This is a genomic window from Pseudodesulfovibrio hydrargyri (assembly GCF_001874525.1).
Taxonomy (GTDB): Bacteria; Desulfobacterota; Desulfovibrionia; order Desulfovibrionales; family Desulfovibrionaceae; genus Pseudodesulfovibrio; species Pseudodesulfovibrio hydrargyri.
Genome location: NZ_LKAQ01000001.1, coordinates 293,404 through 308,970 on the forward strand (window position 1 = coordinate 293,404; position 15,567 = coordinate 308,970).

At 62.1% G+C, this 15,567-nt stretch carries 14 protein-coding genes; 8 read left to right on the forward strand and 6 right to left on the reverse strand.

The window, feature by feature from the left end; translation table 11 throughout:
* Positions 1–24: 24 nt before the first annotated feature.
* The 6 genes from BerOc1_RS01455 to BerOc1_RS01480 all read right to left on the reverse strand — a co-directional run bounded on the left by BerOc1_RS01455 (position 25) and on the right by BerOc1_RS01480 (position 7,618).
* The gene (locus BerOc1_RS01455) at positions 25–1,659 is read right to left on the reverse strand and encodes a glutamate synthase-related protein (protein ID WP_071543948.1); all 1,635 of its coding nucleotides are present in this window, start codon (positions 1,657–1,659) and stop codon (positions 25–27) included.
* The gene (locus tag BerOc1_RS01460) at positions 1,623–2,759 is read right to left on the reverse strand and encodes a class II glutamine amidotransferase domain-containing protein (protein ID WP_071543949.1); all 1,137 of its coding nucleotides are present in this window, start codon (positions 2,757–2,759) and stop codon (positions 1,623–1,625) included. The genes BerOc1_RS01455 and BerOc1_RS01460 overlap by 37 nt, the downstream gene beginning before the upstream one ends.
* 448 nt (positions 2,760–3,207) lie before the next feature.
* On the reverse strand, positions 3,208–3,609 hold the full coding sequence (locus BerOc1_RS01465; protein ID WP_071543950.1) for a type II toxin-antitoxin system HicB family antitoxin: 402 nt from the start codon (positions 3,607–3,609) through the stop codon (positions 3,208–3,210).
* Between the two features lie 37 nt (positions 3,610–3,646).
* Positions 3,647–4,798, reverse strand: coding sequence for a murein transglycosylase A (gene mltA, locus BerOc1_RS01470; RefSeq protein ID WP_242652820.1), 1,152 nt, complete (start codon positions 4,796–4,798; stop codon positions 3,647–3,649).
* 104 nt (positions 4,799–4,902) lie between these two features.
* The gene (locus tag BerOc1_RS01475) at positions 4,903–6,012 is read right to left on the reverse strand and encodes an AI-2E family transporter (RefSeq protein ID WP_071543952.1); all 1,110 of its coding nucleotides are present in this window, start codon (positions 6,010–6,012) and stop codon (positions 4,903–4,905) included.
* A gap of 40 nt (positions 6,013–6,052) precedes the next feature.
* Complete coding sequence (locus BerOc1_RS01480) at positions 6,053–7,618, reverse strand: hybrid sensor histidine kinase/response regulator (protein WP_071543953.1); 1,566 nt, start codon at positions 7,616–7,618, stop codon at positions 6,053–6,055.
* 414 nt (positions 7,619–8,032) lie between these two features.
* Between BerOc1_RS01480 and BerOc1_RS01485 the strand changes: the two genes are divergently transcribed.
* The 8 genes from BerOc1_RS01485 (at position 8,033) to BerOc1_RS01520 (ending at position 15,564) form a co-directional block, all read left to right on the forward strand.
* Entirely contained in the window at positions 8,033–8,857 is an 825-nt protein-coding gene (locus BerOc1_RS01485; protein ID WP_071543954.1) for a transporter substrate-binding domain-containing protein, read from the forward strand.
* Positions 8,858–8,933: 76 nt separating this feature from the next.
* Complete coding sequence (locus tag BerOc1_RS01490) at positions 8,934–9,944, forward strand: amino acid ABC transporter permease (RefSeq protein WP_071543955.1); 1,011 nt, start codon at positions 8,934–8,936, stop codon at positions 9,942–9,944.
* Positions 9,945–9,946: 2 nt separating this feature from the next.
* Positions 9,947–10,678 carry an amino acid ABC transporter ATP-binding protein gene (locus BerOc1_RS01495; RefSeq protein ID WP_071543956.1) on the forward strand — a complete coding sequence of 244 codons (732 nt, stop codon included), beginning with the start codon at positions 9,947–9,949 and terminating at the stop codon, positions 10,676–10,678.
* Between the two features lie 259 nt (positions 10,679–10,937).
* The gene (locus BerOc1_RS01500; protein ID WP_071543957.1) at positions 10,938–11,969 is read left to right on the forward strand and encodes a glycosyltransferase family 9 protein; all 1,032 of its coding nucleotides are present in this window, start codon (positions 10,938–10,940) and stop codon (positions 11,967–11,969) included.
* A gap of 103 nt (positions 11,970–12,072) precedes the next feature.
* The gene (locus tag BerOc1_RS01505) at positions 12,073–13,083 is read left to right on the forward strand and encodes an NAD-dependent 4,6-dehydratase LegB (protein WP_071543958.1); all 1,011 of its coding nucleotides are present in this window, start codon (positions 12,073–12,075) and stop codon (positions 13,081–13,083) included.
* Between the two features lie 8 nt (positions 13,084–13,091).
* A complete protein-coding gene (locus BerOc1_RS01510) occupies positions 13,092–14,210 on the forward strand; it encodes a LegC family aminotransferase (protein ID WP_071543959.1) in 1,119 nt (372 codons plus the stop codon).
* Complete coding sequence (locus BerOc1_RS01515) at positions 14,207–14,500, forward strand: hypothetical protein (RefSeq protein WP_129586461.1); 294 nt, start codon at positions 14,207–14,209, stop codon at positions 14,498–14,500. The genes BerOc1_RS01510 and BerOc1_RS01515 overlap by 4 nt, the downstream gene beginning before the upstream one ends.
* Complete coding sequence (locus tag BerOc1_RS01520; RefSeq protein WP_071543961.1) at positions 14,497–15,564, forward strand: nucleotidyltransferase family protein; 1,068 nt, start codon at positions 14,497–14,499, stop codon at positions 15,562–15,564. Before BerOc1_RS01515 ends, BerOc1_RS01520 begins: the two co-directional genes overlap by 4 nt.
* Positions 15,565–15,567: the final 3 nt, after the last annotated feature.

Genomic DNA, 15,567 nt, shown 5'->3' on the forward strand with positions numbered 1-15,567 from the left:
CTCCGATATATCCTGAAGCTTCGATTAAATGACGTACTTGATGTCCAGACGGTCCGCCGCGTCCTTGTCCGAGATGCCGAGCGCGTCGGACATGCCGACGGGCAGGGACGTGGACCGGCCGAGCGGTGCGATGACCTTGCGCAGTTCCGTGTCGAAGCTCAGATAGAAGTCGACCACCCGTTCGGCGACCTTTTCGGGGTCGAGGCGGCGGTAGACTCTCGGGTCCTGGGAGGTGATGCCCTTGGGGCAGACGCCGATGTTGCAGACGTTGCAGCGGTCCTTCTCGGAACCGAGACAGCCCGCGCCGGCCTGCATGACGTACTTGCCGACCTGGACCATGGAGGCCCCGAGCATGATCAGGGCCGCGGCGTTGGCGGCCAGGTTGCCGTGCTTGCCGATGCCGCCGCCCGCGATGAGCGGAATCTCGTTCTGGGCCCCGGCCACGCACAGCGCCTTGTAGCAGTCGCGCAGGTTGGAGGCGATGGGATGCCCCATGTGGTTCATGGACACGTTGTAGGCCGCGCCCGTGCCGCCGTCCTCGCCGTCGATGGCCAAGCCCGCCGCGTAAGGGTTGCGGACCAGGTTGTTGAGCACGGCGAGCGAAGTGGAGGACGCCGAGATCTTCGGGTAGACCGGCACGCGGAAGCCCCAGGCCATGGACATGGACTGGATCATCTTGGCCACGGCCTCCTCGATGGAGTACTTGGTCTGATGGGTCGGCGGGCTGGGCAGGGAGACCCCGGACGGCACGCCGCGGATGGCCGCGATGAGCTTGTTGACCTTGTACCACATGAGCAGGCCGCCGTCGCCGGGCTTGGCGCCCTGGCCGTACTTGATCTCGATGGCGCAGGGATCTTCCTTCATCTCGGGGATGGCGTGGATGATCTCGTCCCAGCCGAAATAGCCCGAGGCGATCTGCAGGATGACGTACTTGAGGAAGCGGGAGCGCAGCAGGCGCGGCGGACAGCCGCCCTCGCCCGTGCTGATGCGCACCGGCATGTTCATTTCCTCGTTCAGGTAGGCCACGCCCATCTGCAACCCTTCCCACATGTTCGGGGAGAGCGCGCCGAAGGACATGCCGCCGATGACCAGGGGATAAATCTCCCGGACCGGCGGTTTCCAGCCGTTTTCGCGGAAGCACTTGATCTCGGCCTCGGGCGAGAGCACCCGGCCGAGCAGCGTACGCACGTCGAACTCGTGGCGGCCCGCGTCGAGCGCCGGGTCGGTGAGCATGGAGATGCGGATGAACTTGATCTGGTCCAGCAGGGACTCGGAACTGTTCCTGCGGCCGCCGCGCGTCCTGGGCTGGCCGCCCCGGTTGTTGTGAAACTGGAGCGTGGTGGAGTCGTACTGGCGGCTCGGTTCGATGGCGTTGTTCGGGCAGACCATGTTGCACATGGCGCAGCCGATGCAGGCGTAGGCCGGGTCGGTCCGCTGGCGGATGCCGTAAAAGGTGGAGAATTCCGTGGTCGGTTTGGCCGACAGCCCCATGGGCGGCTTGACGTCCCGCTTGCGGAACACGCCCAACTCAATGGCGTTGACCGGACAGACCGAGGTACACCGGCCGCACTTGGTGCAGGTGTTGATGTCCCACTTGATCTGCCAGGGCAGGTCCTTGCGGCTTAAAGTTGCTGGCGTAATGGGTCTTTCTGCGAGCATTGGAGAACCTCCCGGCAATCGGGTCCGACGATTGCCGTGTCGAGATGCATGGGTTGAAAATCCTTGGTCCGGTCACGGTCGGGGATGGCGGCGTTGAGCCCGCATATCTCGGAGGAGAATCCGTAGATGCCGAGCTCGGGGTTGCCGCCGACCACGCCGGGCCGCAGTTTCTTGCGGTCCTGGGCCATGAACATGGAGCCGTCGGGCAGGCACCCGATGACGCAGTTGGGGCCGTCGATGATCAGCTTGCGACAGGCGCGCTTGAGATCGGACAAAAATGCCCGGTCCGGATGGTCGCGCATCTCGTCGTCGTTCATGGGCGTGATGACGTGCTTGTACGAGCTGATGTCCAGGCCCAGCCGCTTAGTGGCGTAATGGGCGATGTGGGTGAACACCTCGGAGTCGGACTGGTAGCCCTGGTAGCCGGTGACCCCGCGTGACATGAGATACTCGCGGATGGGCACGAAGGCGGTGTTCTCGCCGTTGGTCATGGTGGAGATGCCTTCAATGAAGAAGGGATGGCAGGCGTACAGGTTGATGGCGTAGTTGGTGTTCTGCCTGCCCTGGGCCAGGATGTGGCGGGCGTAGAGCTCCTCGCGGTCGAGCTTGAGGTACCCGGCGATGGCCATGGGATCGCCCACTTCCTTGATCATGATGGTGTCGGGCCAGAACGAGAAGACCATGATGTCGCCCTCGGCCTCGCCCATGGCCCGGAGGTCCAGGCGCATCTGGACCAGGTTGGAATCAACCTGGGCCTGGGTCATGCCTTTCCATTCGTCCGGAATCTTGAAGGCGATGGAGGCGTAGGTGCCCCGCTTGGGCGTCCCGACCGGCGGTTCGACGTCCGGCTTGAAGGTCGCGGAATACTTGGACTGAAATCCGTTTTTCGTCATGTATTCCGACATCCGCGCCAGACCGGCGTCGGTGAAGATGCCGGATAGAATGGGATATTCCTTGAGTTCCTCCCACGGTCCTCCCAGACCGCTCAGGAACAGTCCCACGCCGGAGCCGTCGTGCCCTTCCTTCATGACGTTGAGGGCATCGATGGCGCGCATGGGTGACACCGGGTCACGGCTTGTAAGCGCAAACAAACGGCACATGGTCTCGATTCACTCCACAGTTAAAGATCTTCCGCCCCGCCGCGAATAAACGACGGCACGCATAGCAGACACCGGAAAAAATCCAATGATCCCCAAAAATAGCAGCCTCACAGGGGGCGCATCCGGCAGGGCAAAAAAGCCTGCGATGCGACCGGGAAGCGGTCACGGCAGGCTCTTCGGCTCAAGCGTTTCACAATAATGCAACTTCCAAGGAGCTGTTTCCCGTTGCATTGTATATTGGCTGTATACAAATCCCGGAAGCAGAACCTAAATCAAAACGGGGAAACGTGCAACTGTAACATATTAATAAGCTTTGCCAAATTTGTAAAATGACAAAACAGGACAGACAAAGAATTACCCTAGCCCTCAAGAATGACAGGAGAATTAAATTCTCACGTCCAGGGCAACCCGGTTAAAAAAAGGCTACGAAATGGTGGAATCGGGGATGTCAGGCAGCAAAAATATCGGTTTTGATCGCCAAACGCGACGCAGCCGCCAAAAAATCGGCCGGTGAAGCCCCATACTGGCGGCAATACTTCTCGATTCTAGCCAGTAAATGAACATGCATGGACATTTCGAACTCCTCGAAGTCGCTTCCGTCCCCTTCAACCGAGATATTGATCGCTTTCCGGCCCTGGTTCTCAGGTTGGGCGAGCAAATCCTTCTTTTTCGAGGGCTCCGGGAGGAGTTCGCCGCCCTGAATACGGTCTTCCACGAACATGGCCAGGGCTTCGTGGGCATTGTCCACGGCCTCGTCCAGGTCCTCGCCGAAGCTGGTGCACTCCGGGAAATCCGGGAAGGTAACGGCCAGGCCGTGCTTCTCCTGTTCGAACAGCGCAACATACTGCATTTATCGCCTCCTCGGCTGCGGGTAGTGATGAAAGGATTTAGCGGGAATCGCCCTTCATGGACGCGATGACCCGCTTGCTCAGGAGCATGTAGACATCGGCCCCCTCCTGGAGGTGCCCGGCCAGGGTCTCGGCCTCCTCGCCCGCACCGCAGAACAGGTCCATGCGCGTGCCCTGGATGGCCCCGCCCGTGTCCTGGGCCAAGACCAGGGAGAAGAACGGGTCGGCCTGGCCGGTGTCATAGTCCATGAGCGCGGTCTTGAGGGCCACCACGCTGCCCAGCGGGATCATGGACCGGTCCACGGCCACACTGACGCGCGGGGTCAGAATGGAATTGATGGAGCCGAACGGCCCTTCGTCCGCCAGCCGGAAGAAGACGTAGCTCGGGTTGCGGAACAAGACGTCCTCGGCCACGCCCGGGTGTTCGTTCAGGAACCGGCGGATGCGCTGCATGCTCATCTCTTCTTTAGGTATATACCCCTTGTCGATGAGCACCTTGCCGATGGACACGTACTGGCGGCCGTTCTTGCCGCCGTAGAGGATGTGCTTGTAGCTCCCGTCCGGCAGGTCCAGCCTGCCGGACCCCTGGACCTGGAGAAAGAAGACGTCCACCGGATCGGCGGCCCAGGCGATCTCGTCGCCCGCCCCTTCCAGGGCACCCAGGCCATCGATGGCCGCACGGTCGAAATACGGTTCCACCTTGTCCCCTTCCACGCGATAGACCAGCTTCTGCCCGGCCCAGCGCGGATGGAAGCTGCCCAGATCCACCACCTTGAGGTCGGCTGGCACGCCGTAGAGCGGATACTTGTAGGTCGCATCAGGCGTGAGCGAGGCCTTGAGCCACGGCTCGTAGTAGCCGGTCAGCAAGGTGCCGGGCTCAAGCTTGTACCAGGTAAACCGCTCGGCAAGCAGGGATGGCGCATGGTCCAACAGGGCGAGAGTGGAGGCCAGTTCGGCCACGGACTCGCGCAGCTGCCCCCAGGTCAGGCGCAGGCCTGGCTGGTCCACGCAGACCGCGTTCTGCGGCCGGGAACGGATGTAGTGCAGGCTGGCCTCGATGCCGGGACGCAAATCCGTCCAGGAGCACAGATTCTGGGGCTTGAAGGAGAGGGATTCGGCCAGATCGTGGGCCGCGCCCTCCCCCACCGGCGCGAAGGTCGGGACCTGTGGGGCAGGTGGAGCCGGTTGCACCGGAGGTTCCGGGGTCGCCGGAGCGGGTGCCGGGGCCTTGGGAGCGCAACCGGCAGCGAGAAGGAGAAACAGAATGACTGAGCCGAACAGGGAATTCCTTGAAATCATTGAGCCGCCTCTTCGTGGTCGTCCAGGTCGTCGGCGTATTCCTCGAGATAGATCTGCAGCATGACCATGACGAAACTCAGGATCAGCGGGCCGTAGAAGATGCCCAGCATGCCGAAGGAATAGATGCCGCCGAGGATGGCGATGAAGATGTAGAAGGTGGAAACGCGCGAAGCCTCGCGCATGAATATGGGACGCAGGATGGTGTCGATGCCGACAACGAAAATGCCGCACCACAGGGCCAGGAAGATGGCCATTTTCCACTGCCCGGACAGGAACAGGTAGCCCACGGCGGGCACCCAGACCAGGCCGGTGCCGAGTACCGGAATGAGCGAGGACAGGGCCATCATGCCGCCCCAGAAGAAGGCGGGTATGCCTGCCACGGCCAGCCCCACTCCCCCGGCGAAGCCCTGGAGCACGGCCACCAGCAGGCAGCCCATGAGCACGCCCCGGGCGACCCGCTTCAGGCTGTCGATGATGTAGTCCTCCTGCTTGGGCCTAAGCGGCGAGAGCCGCTTGATGTAGGCGACCATCTTGGTGCCGTCGCGCATGAAGTAGAACAGGACGAAGACCATCAGCAGGAAGTGCATGACCAGCTTGGCTCCGTCCCGGGCGAGGGAGGTGCCGAAGGAGAGCATGTTCTGGGCGAACTCGCGGGAGTACTGCAGCACGCCCGCCTGGATCTGGACCTCGTCGATACGCAAAAAGGGCAACTGATCGTGGATCAGGCCCGCGTACTTGTCGAGCATCTCCAGGCTGAGGAAGGACTTGTAGGTCCCCTGGGCTATCCAGGCGTTCAGGGCCACCAGGGACTCCACGCCCTGGCTGATCAGGGCCATGAACAGGAAGGCCAGGGGCAAAACCAGGGCGAAGACGATGATCGCCACGGTCAGGGCCGAGGCCCATGTACGCCGCCCCTTGCACAGCCTGAGCGCCCAGTTGAACACCGGGGTGAACAGGACGGCCAGCACGGTGGAGAATATCATGGTGTGCATGAAGGGCTCCACCAGCGAGAACCCCAGATACAGGGAAAACAGCAGGAGGAGGATCAGGAACACCTTGTAGATGCCGCCGCTGATCAGCGGTGTCGGTCCGTTGAAATCGCTCATACTCGTTCAGGCTCCGTGGAGGGGAACAGCCAGGCTGGGTTCATTCCTTCTTCAGAGTTGATTGTATGATTGCGGCGACGGTGTCAACGTCAACGGGCTTGGAAAGATAATCGTCCATACCCGCGTGGATGCAGCGCTGCTCGTCCCCCCACATGGCCCGCGCGGTCAGGGCCACGATGGGCACGGCCGGGTCCAGACAGCCGGTTTCGGGGTCGCGGATGCGCCGGGTGGCCTCGATGCCGTCCATCACCGGCATCTCCACATCCATGAGCACGAGATCGAAGGACGACTCCTTCAAGGCCTCCACGGCCTGGGCACCGGTCTCGGCAAGGGTGACCGCGCAACCCATCTTTTCCAGCAGCCGGACGAGATAGCGCTGGTTGACCAGGTCGTCCTCGGCCACCAGGATTCGGACGCCCTTGAGCGGCGAGTCCACGCCCAGGACCGACGCGGACGGGGACGACGTCTCGTAGGGGCTGTACTCCAGGGGCACGGAGACCGAAAAGACGCTGCCCTTTCCCTCCTCGCTCGAGCAGCGCAGGCAGCCGCCCAGGAATTCCACAAGCCGGCCGGCTATGGCCAGCCCCAGCCCCAGGCCGCCCGAGGAGTGGTGCAGGTGATCCTCGCCCTGCTTGAAGCTCTCGAAGATCTCGTCCAACTTGTCGCTCGGAATGCCCACGCCGGTGTCGCGGATCAGTATCTGCACGGCCAGCGCGCCCTCGCCCTGGTCCGCGCAGTCGCCCTTTTCGGCCATGGAGACATCGACCAGAACCTGGCCCTCCGGGGTGAACTTGACTCCGTTGGCGATGAGGTTGCCGACCACCTGGCGCAGCTTGGCGGGGTCGCCCCGCACCCAGTCGGGAATGGCCGGGTCCAGGGAGTAATTCAGGCTCACGCCCTTGGCCGCGGCCGGACGCCGGTGTTGCGAGAGGATGCCGGTAATCAGGTCCTCAAGCCGAAAATCCATGACCCGCGCGGTCAGGGAGCTGGTCTCGAGCTTGGAGTAGTCGATGATCTGGTTGAGCACCGACAGCAGCCCCATGGAGGATTCCTTGATCAGCCGGACGTTCTCGCGGTACGGCTCGCCCAGGTCGGACATGAGCAGCAGTTCGGTCATGCCGAGCACGCCGGTCATGGGGGTGCGCAGCTCGTGGCTGACCGTGGCCAGGAACGAGGCCTTGGCCCGGCTGGCGGCCTCGGCCGCCAACTTGGCCTTGCGCAGTTCGCGCTCCATCTGGTGCTTGTACAGCCCGAGTTCGATGGCCGCGCGCAACTCGATATGGTCCACGGGCTTGACCAGATACCCGAAGGGTCCGGTCACCTTGGCCCACTGCAGGGTCTCCTCATCCACCACCACGGTCAGGTATATGACGGGAATGTCGAATCGGTTGCGCATCTCGCCCGCGGCCTCAAGCCCGTCCATCTCCCCTTCGAGCATAATGTCCATGAGCACGATGTCCGGAGCCAGCCTGTCGGCCAGGACAAGGGCCTCCTCGCCGCTGCCGGTCATGGCGAGCACGCCGTATCCGGCACGCTCCAGGGCCAGTTTGATGTCCAATTGGGCGACGGCGTCGTCTTCGACGACCAATATCTTGTTGGTAGGCATCTTTTTCTCCGTTGGAGGCCTGCTGCCGGTACGTTTTGATCCCTGCGCGTACCGTACCGCCGATCATACCACAGAAAAATGATAAATTTAATTTCCGGACCACCTTTGTCTCATTTTTTCAAAGTCGCAGAACAGAAATCATATTATCAAGGAATTTAACCGCAAAATCACGTCATTTATTCTGTATTTTAATAAGACAACAGTATTACATTCTGTTTTAAAGGATAAAACGGCAACCCGCGCCATCCGAGAACCACCTTGAAGTTTTCAGGTATTGAGGCTATGGAATACTGTCGTTCTATGAACAAAATCGTTCATATGACGAAGGAGAGGAACCTCTGCCCCGGGGCCGTGTACCCGGACGGAATCGGGGCAACGGATATCAACCAACCTAATGTTTCATTGGAGGAAAGGATGAAACGCATCATTACTCTCGTGGCCGTGCTGTCTCTGCTGCTGTGCGCCGCCATGTCCGCCCAGGCCGCCGACATCGAACTCGCCAAGACGTCCACCCTGGAGCAGATCGTCCAGCGGGGCACCCTGCGCGTGGGCCTCGAAGCCGGCTACATGCCCTTCGAGATGACCGACAAGAAGGGCAACATCGTCGGCTTCGACGTCGACATGGTCAGGGAAATGGCCAAGGCCATGGGCGTGAAGCTCGAACTCGTCAACACCGCTTGGGACGGCATCATCCCCGGCCTGCTCTCCGGCAAGTACGACATCATCGCCTCCGGTATGACCATCAACCAGGAACGCAACCTGAAGGTCAACTTCGCCAGCCCCTACATCATCGTCGGCCAGACCGCGCTGATCGCCAAGAAGTCCGCCGACAAGATCAAGTCCTGGAAAGACCTGAACCAGCCGGGCATCGTCATCACCTCGAAGCTGGGCACCACCGGCGAACAGGCCGCCAAGCGCCTCTTCCCCAAGGCCACCTACAAGTCCTTCGAGATGGAGGACCAGGCCATGCTGGAAACCATGAACGGCAAGTCCGACGCCACCGTCTACGACCTGCCCATGACCTCCATCTTCTACTCCCAGCACGGCAAGGACGCGGGCATGGTCTTCCTGGACGAGCCCTTCACCTACGAGCCGCTGGGCTGGGCCATCAACAAGGGTGACCCGGATTTCCTGAACTGGCTGAACAACTTCATCGTCCAGATCAAGAACGACGGCCGTTACGAGCGGATCTACAACAAGTGGTTCGGCTCCAACGACTGGTACGCCAACATCCAGTAACCGCCGACCGATTCTCCGGGGGCCGCTCTAAGCGGCCCCCGGTTTTTTTCCGCGCACCTATCCCATCGAGCTGACAATGAATGAAACCGCGAAGGTCGAGCCCAAGAAGGACATCGACAAAAATCTGATTTGGAAAACGGCGTATGCGGTCGCTCTCGTCGCGGTGTGCCTGGGCTTCTACTGGGCCACCACGCAGACCGACTACATCTGGCGCTGGAACCGCATCCCGAGATATTTCTACTACGTAGACACGGTCAACGTAACCGCCGAGATGGAAGGCGACGTGACCTCCATCACCAAGAAGGACGAGGATTCCGTGGTCATCGTCTCCGACGGCGCCGACTCGGAATACTATACCGTCCCGGGCTCCAAACTCGAGGTGAGCGAGGGACAGACCGTCTTTGTGGGCGACACCATCGGCACCTATTCCGAAGGCCGGATGGGGTTGCTGGTGGAAGGAACGATCATCACCATCGAGGTCAGCATCGTATCGATCTTCTTCGGCATCCTCATCGGCCTGTTCACCGGCCTGTCGAGGATTTCGACCAATCCATTCCTCAAGCTGTCGGCCATCACCTACATCGAGATCATCCGCGGCACCCCGCTGCTGGTCCAGATCATGATCTGGTACTTCGTGCTCGGCACCATCATCAACAACCTGCTGAGCAAGGCGGGCCTGTTCCAGGTTCCGGAGTTGTGGTTCGGCATCGCCTCCCTGGCCATTTTCGCCGGGGCCTACGTGGCCGAGATCGTCCGCGCCGGCATCCAGTCCATCCACAAGGGGCAGATGGAGGCGGCGCGCTCGCTCGGCATGACCAAGGCCACGGCCATGCGCAAGATCATCCTGCCCCAGGCCTTCAAGCGTATCCTGCCGCCCCTGGCCGGCCAGTTCATCAGCCTGATCAAGGACTCCTCGCTGCTCGGCGTCATCGCCATCCGCGAGTTGACCAAGGCCACCCGAGAGGCGGTCACCACCAGCCTGATGCCCTACGAACTGTGGTTCGTGTGCGGTGTGCTCTACCTGGTCATCACCTTCACCCTGTCCATGTTCGTCCAGTACCTTGAAAGAAGGACAGCGGAGGCCTAGCCATGATCGATGTCAAAAACGTATACAAAACCTTCTTCGTCCCGCACGAGGTCCAGGCCCTGCACGACGTGTCCTACCACATCAACCCCGGCGAGGTGGTCGTGGTCATCGGCCCGTCCGGGTCCGGCAAGTCCACCTTCCTGCGCTGCCTGAACCGCCTGGAAAAGGCCAACTCGGGCCACATCATGATCGACGGCGTGGACATCCTCGATCCCAAGACCAACATCAACAAGGTTCGCATGGACGTGGGCATGGTCTTCCAATCCTTCAACCTCTTCCCGCACCTGACCGTTCTGGAAAACGTCACCGTGGGCCAGACCTCGGTGCGCAAAAGGGGCAAGAAGGAATCCGCGGAAAAGGCCATGACTCTGCTGAACAAGGTCGGCATCCACGCCAAGGCCGAGAACTACCCCGGCCAGCTGTCCGGCGGCCAGATGCAGCGCGTGGCCATCGCCCGCGCCCTGGCCATGGACCCCAAGGTCATGCTCTTCGACGAGCCGACCTCGGCGCTGGACCCCGAGATGGTCGGCGAGGTCCTGGACGTCATGAAGGCCCTGGCCAAGGAAGGCATGACCATGGTCGTGGTCACCCACGAAATGGGCTTCGCCCGCGAAGTGGCCGACCAGGTCGTGTTCATGGACGAAGGCAAGATCGTCGAAGTGGGCACCCCGGAACACTTCTTCACCAACCCGCAGAACGACCGAACCAAGCTGTTCCTGAGCCAGATTCTGTAACCCCTGAGGGAAGAGGCGGTTTCACGGAAAAGGACACCGCTTCTTCCCTCATTTCCCCTCCTGCTTGCAATTTCCATATTCTCCCCCTTGGCTGGTCTTCGAGGCAGGCCACGTCTTCGGCGCGGAGTTGCCCCTTGAAGGCGGGCCGGGCAGGCCCCGCAAGAACAGCTCACAGTCGGCGCTTGTGCCCAGTCGGAAACCGGTGTATGTCTGCGCCCAAACCAAGGGCGACCCGGCGCCGTCCCCGGAACTGACCGCAATGAAAGATATTTCCACTCTGCACCCAAAAAAGATTCTGGTCTGCCAGCTCAGGCAGATCGGCGACGTGCTCCTGTCCACGCCGTCCATACAACTGTTGAAGGAACGGTTTCCGGACGCGGAGATTCATCTGCTGACCGAGAAGAAGTGCCTTCCGGTGGTGGAGAACAACCCCCACCTGTCCCACGTCTGGGCCATCGACAAAAAGGAACTCCGGAATCCCCTCACGGCCCTGCTCTGGTACCGCAAGGTGGGCCGCGGCGGTTACGACCTGATCGTGGACTTCCAGCGGCTGCCCCGCTGCCGGTACGTGATCCTGTTCTCGGGCGCGGCGGTCAAGCTGACCCAGCACACCGCCTGGTACAACAGGCTCTTCTACACCCACTTCAGCGACGTGATCTACGGCTACGCGGCCATGCTCAAGGCGTCCATCCTGCGGCCGCTGGGCATCCATTGGGACGGGGAACTGCCCAGGCTATACCTGACCGACGAGGAACGGGCCTGGGCCGAGGAATTCATCCGGACCGAGGGCATGGAGCAAAACCGCTTCGTGACCATCGACCCGTCCCACCGGCGGATCACCCGCAAATGGCCCGAACGCCACTTCGCCGGGCTGATCAGGCTCATGCGCGAGAAGCGTCCCGAACTCAAATTTTTCATCCTCTACGGCCCGGGCGAGATCGACGTGGCCCGCAAGGTGGCCGAACTGGCGGGCGAGGGCGTGGTCGTCTCCGAGCACATGCTTACCCTGCGCGAGATGGCCGCAGTCCAGGAAATGGCCGCCCTGCACGTGGGCAACTGCTCGGCCCCCCGGCACTTCGCCGTGGCCGTGGACACCCCGTCCCTGGCCATCCACGGGGCCACCGGTTTCGGCTGGTGCCCCAAGTCCGAGCGCCACTCCAGCGTGGACAAGGGGCTGCCCTGCCGCTCCTGCAACAAGAACTCCTGCGATACCCTGGAGTGCCTGGAGACTTTCCTCCCCGAGGAATGCCTGGACGAAGCCCTGCGCCTGCTCGCCCTCAAGTACAAGTGAACGCCCAAGCCGTTCCCGCCGCGCCTTGCCATGGGCATGGACAGGATATATACAGTGGAGCATCATCATTCGCCATTTTCACGGCCAACGCCGTTGGAGCAGCATGCATCTCAATAACAAGACAATACTGGTCACCGGGGCGGACGGGTTCATCGGCTCCCACCTGGTGGAACACCTGGTCCGGCAGGGCTACACGGTCCGCGCATTCGTCCTGTACAACTCCTTCAACTCCTGGGGCTGGCTAGACGAGTCTCCCAAGGAGATTCGGGATTCCCTGGAGATCTTCGCGGGCGACATCCGCGACCCCAACGGGGTGCGCGAGGCCATGAAAGGGTGCGACGTGGTCATGCACCTGGCCGCACTCATCGCCATCCCCTATTCCTACCACTCCCCGGACACCTATGTGGACACCAACGTCAAGGGCACCCTGAACGTGGTCCAGGCGGCCCGCGACCTGGGCGTGGAACGGTGCGTGGTCACTTCCACCAGCGAAGTCTACGGCACGGCCAGGTTCGTACCCATCACCGAAGACCACCCACTTCAGGGCCAGTCGCCCTACTCGGCCACCAAGATCGGGGCGGACCAGATCGCCATGAGTTTTTACAACGCCTTCGAAACCCCGGTGTCCGTCATCCGCCCGTTCAACACCTACGGCCCCAGGCAGTCCGCCCGCGCGGTCATCCCCACGGTCATCACCCAGATCGGCAACGGGGCCAGAACGATCAAGCTCGGAGCCCTGACGCCCACTAGGGACTTCAACTTCGTATCCGACACCGTGCGCGGCTTCGAGGCCGTGACCGCGTCCGACGCCTGCGTGGGCGAGGTGGTCAACGTGGGCAGCGGCTTCGAGGTCTCCATCGGCGACACGGCCAAGGCCATTGCCGAGGTCATGGGCGCGGACATCGAGATCGTCTGCGAGCAGGAGCGTATCCGCCCGGCCAAAAGCGAGGTGGAGCGGCTGTTCGCGGGCAACGAGAAGGCCAAACGGCTGTGCGGCTGGGAGCCGGAATTCGGCGGGCTCGACGGTTTCAAGCGGGGCCTCAAGCTGACCGCCGAGTGGTTCGCCGACCCGGACAACCTGCGGCGCTACAAGGCCGACATATACAATATATAGGATCGATCGTGGACGACATCATCCAATTCATACGGCAGCTCTACGGCGAGCCGGAGGCCTTCATTCCCCTGCATGCCCCGGTCTTCACCGGGCGGGAAAAGGAATACCTGTCCCACTGCATCGACACCACCTTCGTGTCCAGCGTGGGCGAATACGTGACCCGGTTCGAGGAGATGACCCGCGACTTCACCGGCGCAAAGCGGGCCGTGGCCGTGGTCAACGGCACCTGCGGCCTGACCGCCGCGCTGGAACTGGTCGGCGTGGGCCACGGCGACCGGGTCCTGACCCAGGGACTGACCTTTGTGGCCACGGCCAACGCCATCTCCAATACCGGCGCCATCCCCGTTTTCATAGACTCCGACCCCGACACCCTGGGCATGAGCCCCAAGGCGCTCGAGGTCTGGCTGGACGCTCATCCCGAAGAAATACCGCATATCAAGGCGTGCGTGCCGGTCCACATCCTGGGCCACGCCTGCCGCATCCGCGAAATCTGCAACGTCTGCAAGCGGCACGGTATCCCCGTGGTGGAGGACGCGGCCGAAGGGCTGGGCTCTTTTCTGGACGGACGGCACCTGGGCACCTTCGGCAAGCTCGGCGTGCTCAGCTACAACGGCAACAAGACCATCACCACAGGCGGCGGAGGCATGATCCTGGCGGGCGACGAAGAGCTGGGCGGGCACGTCAAGCACATGACCGCCACGGCCAAGGTGCCGCACCGCTGGGAGTTCCGCCACGACGCCGTGGCCTGGAACTACCGCATGCCCAACATCAACGCGGCCCTGGGCTGCGCACAGATGGAAAAGCTCGACGAGATTCTGGCCGACAAGCGGGCCGTGGCCGCGGCCTACCGCGACTTCTTCGCGAGCGTGGACGGCATCGACTACGTGGACGCCCCGCAGGGCTGCCTGTCCAACTACTGGCTGAACACCGTGCTCTTCGAGGACCGCAAGCAACGCGACGAATTCCTGGCCAGGTCCAACGACGCGGGCGTCATGACCCGTCCCCTGTGGGCGCTCATGGCCGACCTGCCCATGTACGCGAACCACGAAAACGACGGCCTAAAAAACGCCCGAGACCTTGCCGAGCGGGCCGTAAACCTGCCCAGCGGGCCAAGGCTCAAACCGTGAGCATGCAGCGCGAACCGATCCTTTTCACCGCCAAGGCAGGCGTGATCCACAACCGCGACATGGAGTTGTCCAGGCAACACGTCGACCTGACCGCAGAAGCCGTGGGCCGGCCCTTGCGCCACGCCCTGTCGCCCTGGAGGGCGGACATTGCCAAGCAGGCCCGTAACCCGTATGAGAGATACGGCATCAGCCAGCGCATGCCGGACATCCTGGAACAGGACGCGCCCAAAGTGCCAAGCCCTTCTTCGACATCGACCACCGCCTGTCCAAGGACTAGAGAGTACCTATGAATACATGGAAAGACGCCGTCATCCCGCTCACGGCCACCATCCGTGACGCGGCGGAGACCCTGAACCGCATCAACCTGCAGATCGCCCTGCTGACCGATCAGGACGGCAAACTCAAGGGAGTCATCACCGACGGCGACATCCGGCGAGGCCTGCTGGTCGGCAAGACCCTGGAATCCCCGGCCGTGGAAATCATGGAGACCAAGTTCTTCTCGGCCAGTCCGGACGAGGACCAGGCCTCCCTGCTGGCCACCATGCGCAAACGTGAGATCCGCCAGGTACCGCTGCTGGACGAGGACGGCCGGGTGGCCGGTCTGCGCACCCTGCTCGACGTCATCACCCCGGAGCACCGCGACAACTGGGTGGTGCTCATGGCCGGCGGCCTGGGCCAGCGGCTGCGGCCCCTGACCGAGGATTGCCCAAAACCGCTGCTGAACGTGGGCAACAAGCCCCTGCTCAAGACCATCCTGGACCAGTTCGCGGAATACGGCTTCGGCAAATTCTACATCTCGGTCAACTACCGCGCGGACATGGTCGAGGAGTACTTCGGCGACGGCTCGAAGCACGGGGTGGAGATCCGCTACCTGCGCGAGGACAAGCAGCTCGGCACTGCCGGAGCCGTGGGCCTCATCCCGGATAAGCCGGACGCGCCCGTGTTCGTCATGAACGGCGACCTGCTGACCAAGGTGGACTTCCCGGGCATGCTCGCCTTCCACCGCGAGCAGGAGGCCAAGGCGACCATGGCCGTGCGCCGCTTCGACATTCAGGTGCCTTACGGCGTGGTCAAGGTAAAGGACCACCGCATCACCAAGCTCGAAGAGAAGCCGACCCACAAATTTTTCGTCAACGCGGGCATCTACGTGCTCGAACCGGACGTGGCCGCTTCCATTCCGAAAAACGAGTACCTGGACATGCCCACCCTGTTCGGCAGGCTCATGGACCGGGGGGAGACCACGGCAGCCTTCCCCATCCACGAGTACTGGATGGACATCGGCCGCAAACAGGATTTCGACCAGGCCAACTGCGACTACGACATGCATTTCCGGATGCGCGAAGAAGGCTGTTGAATC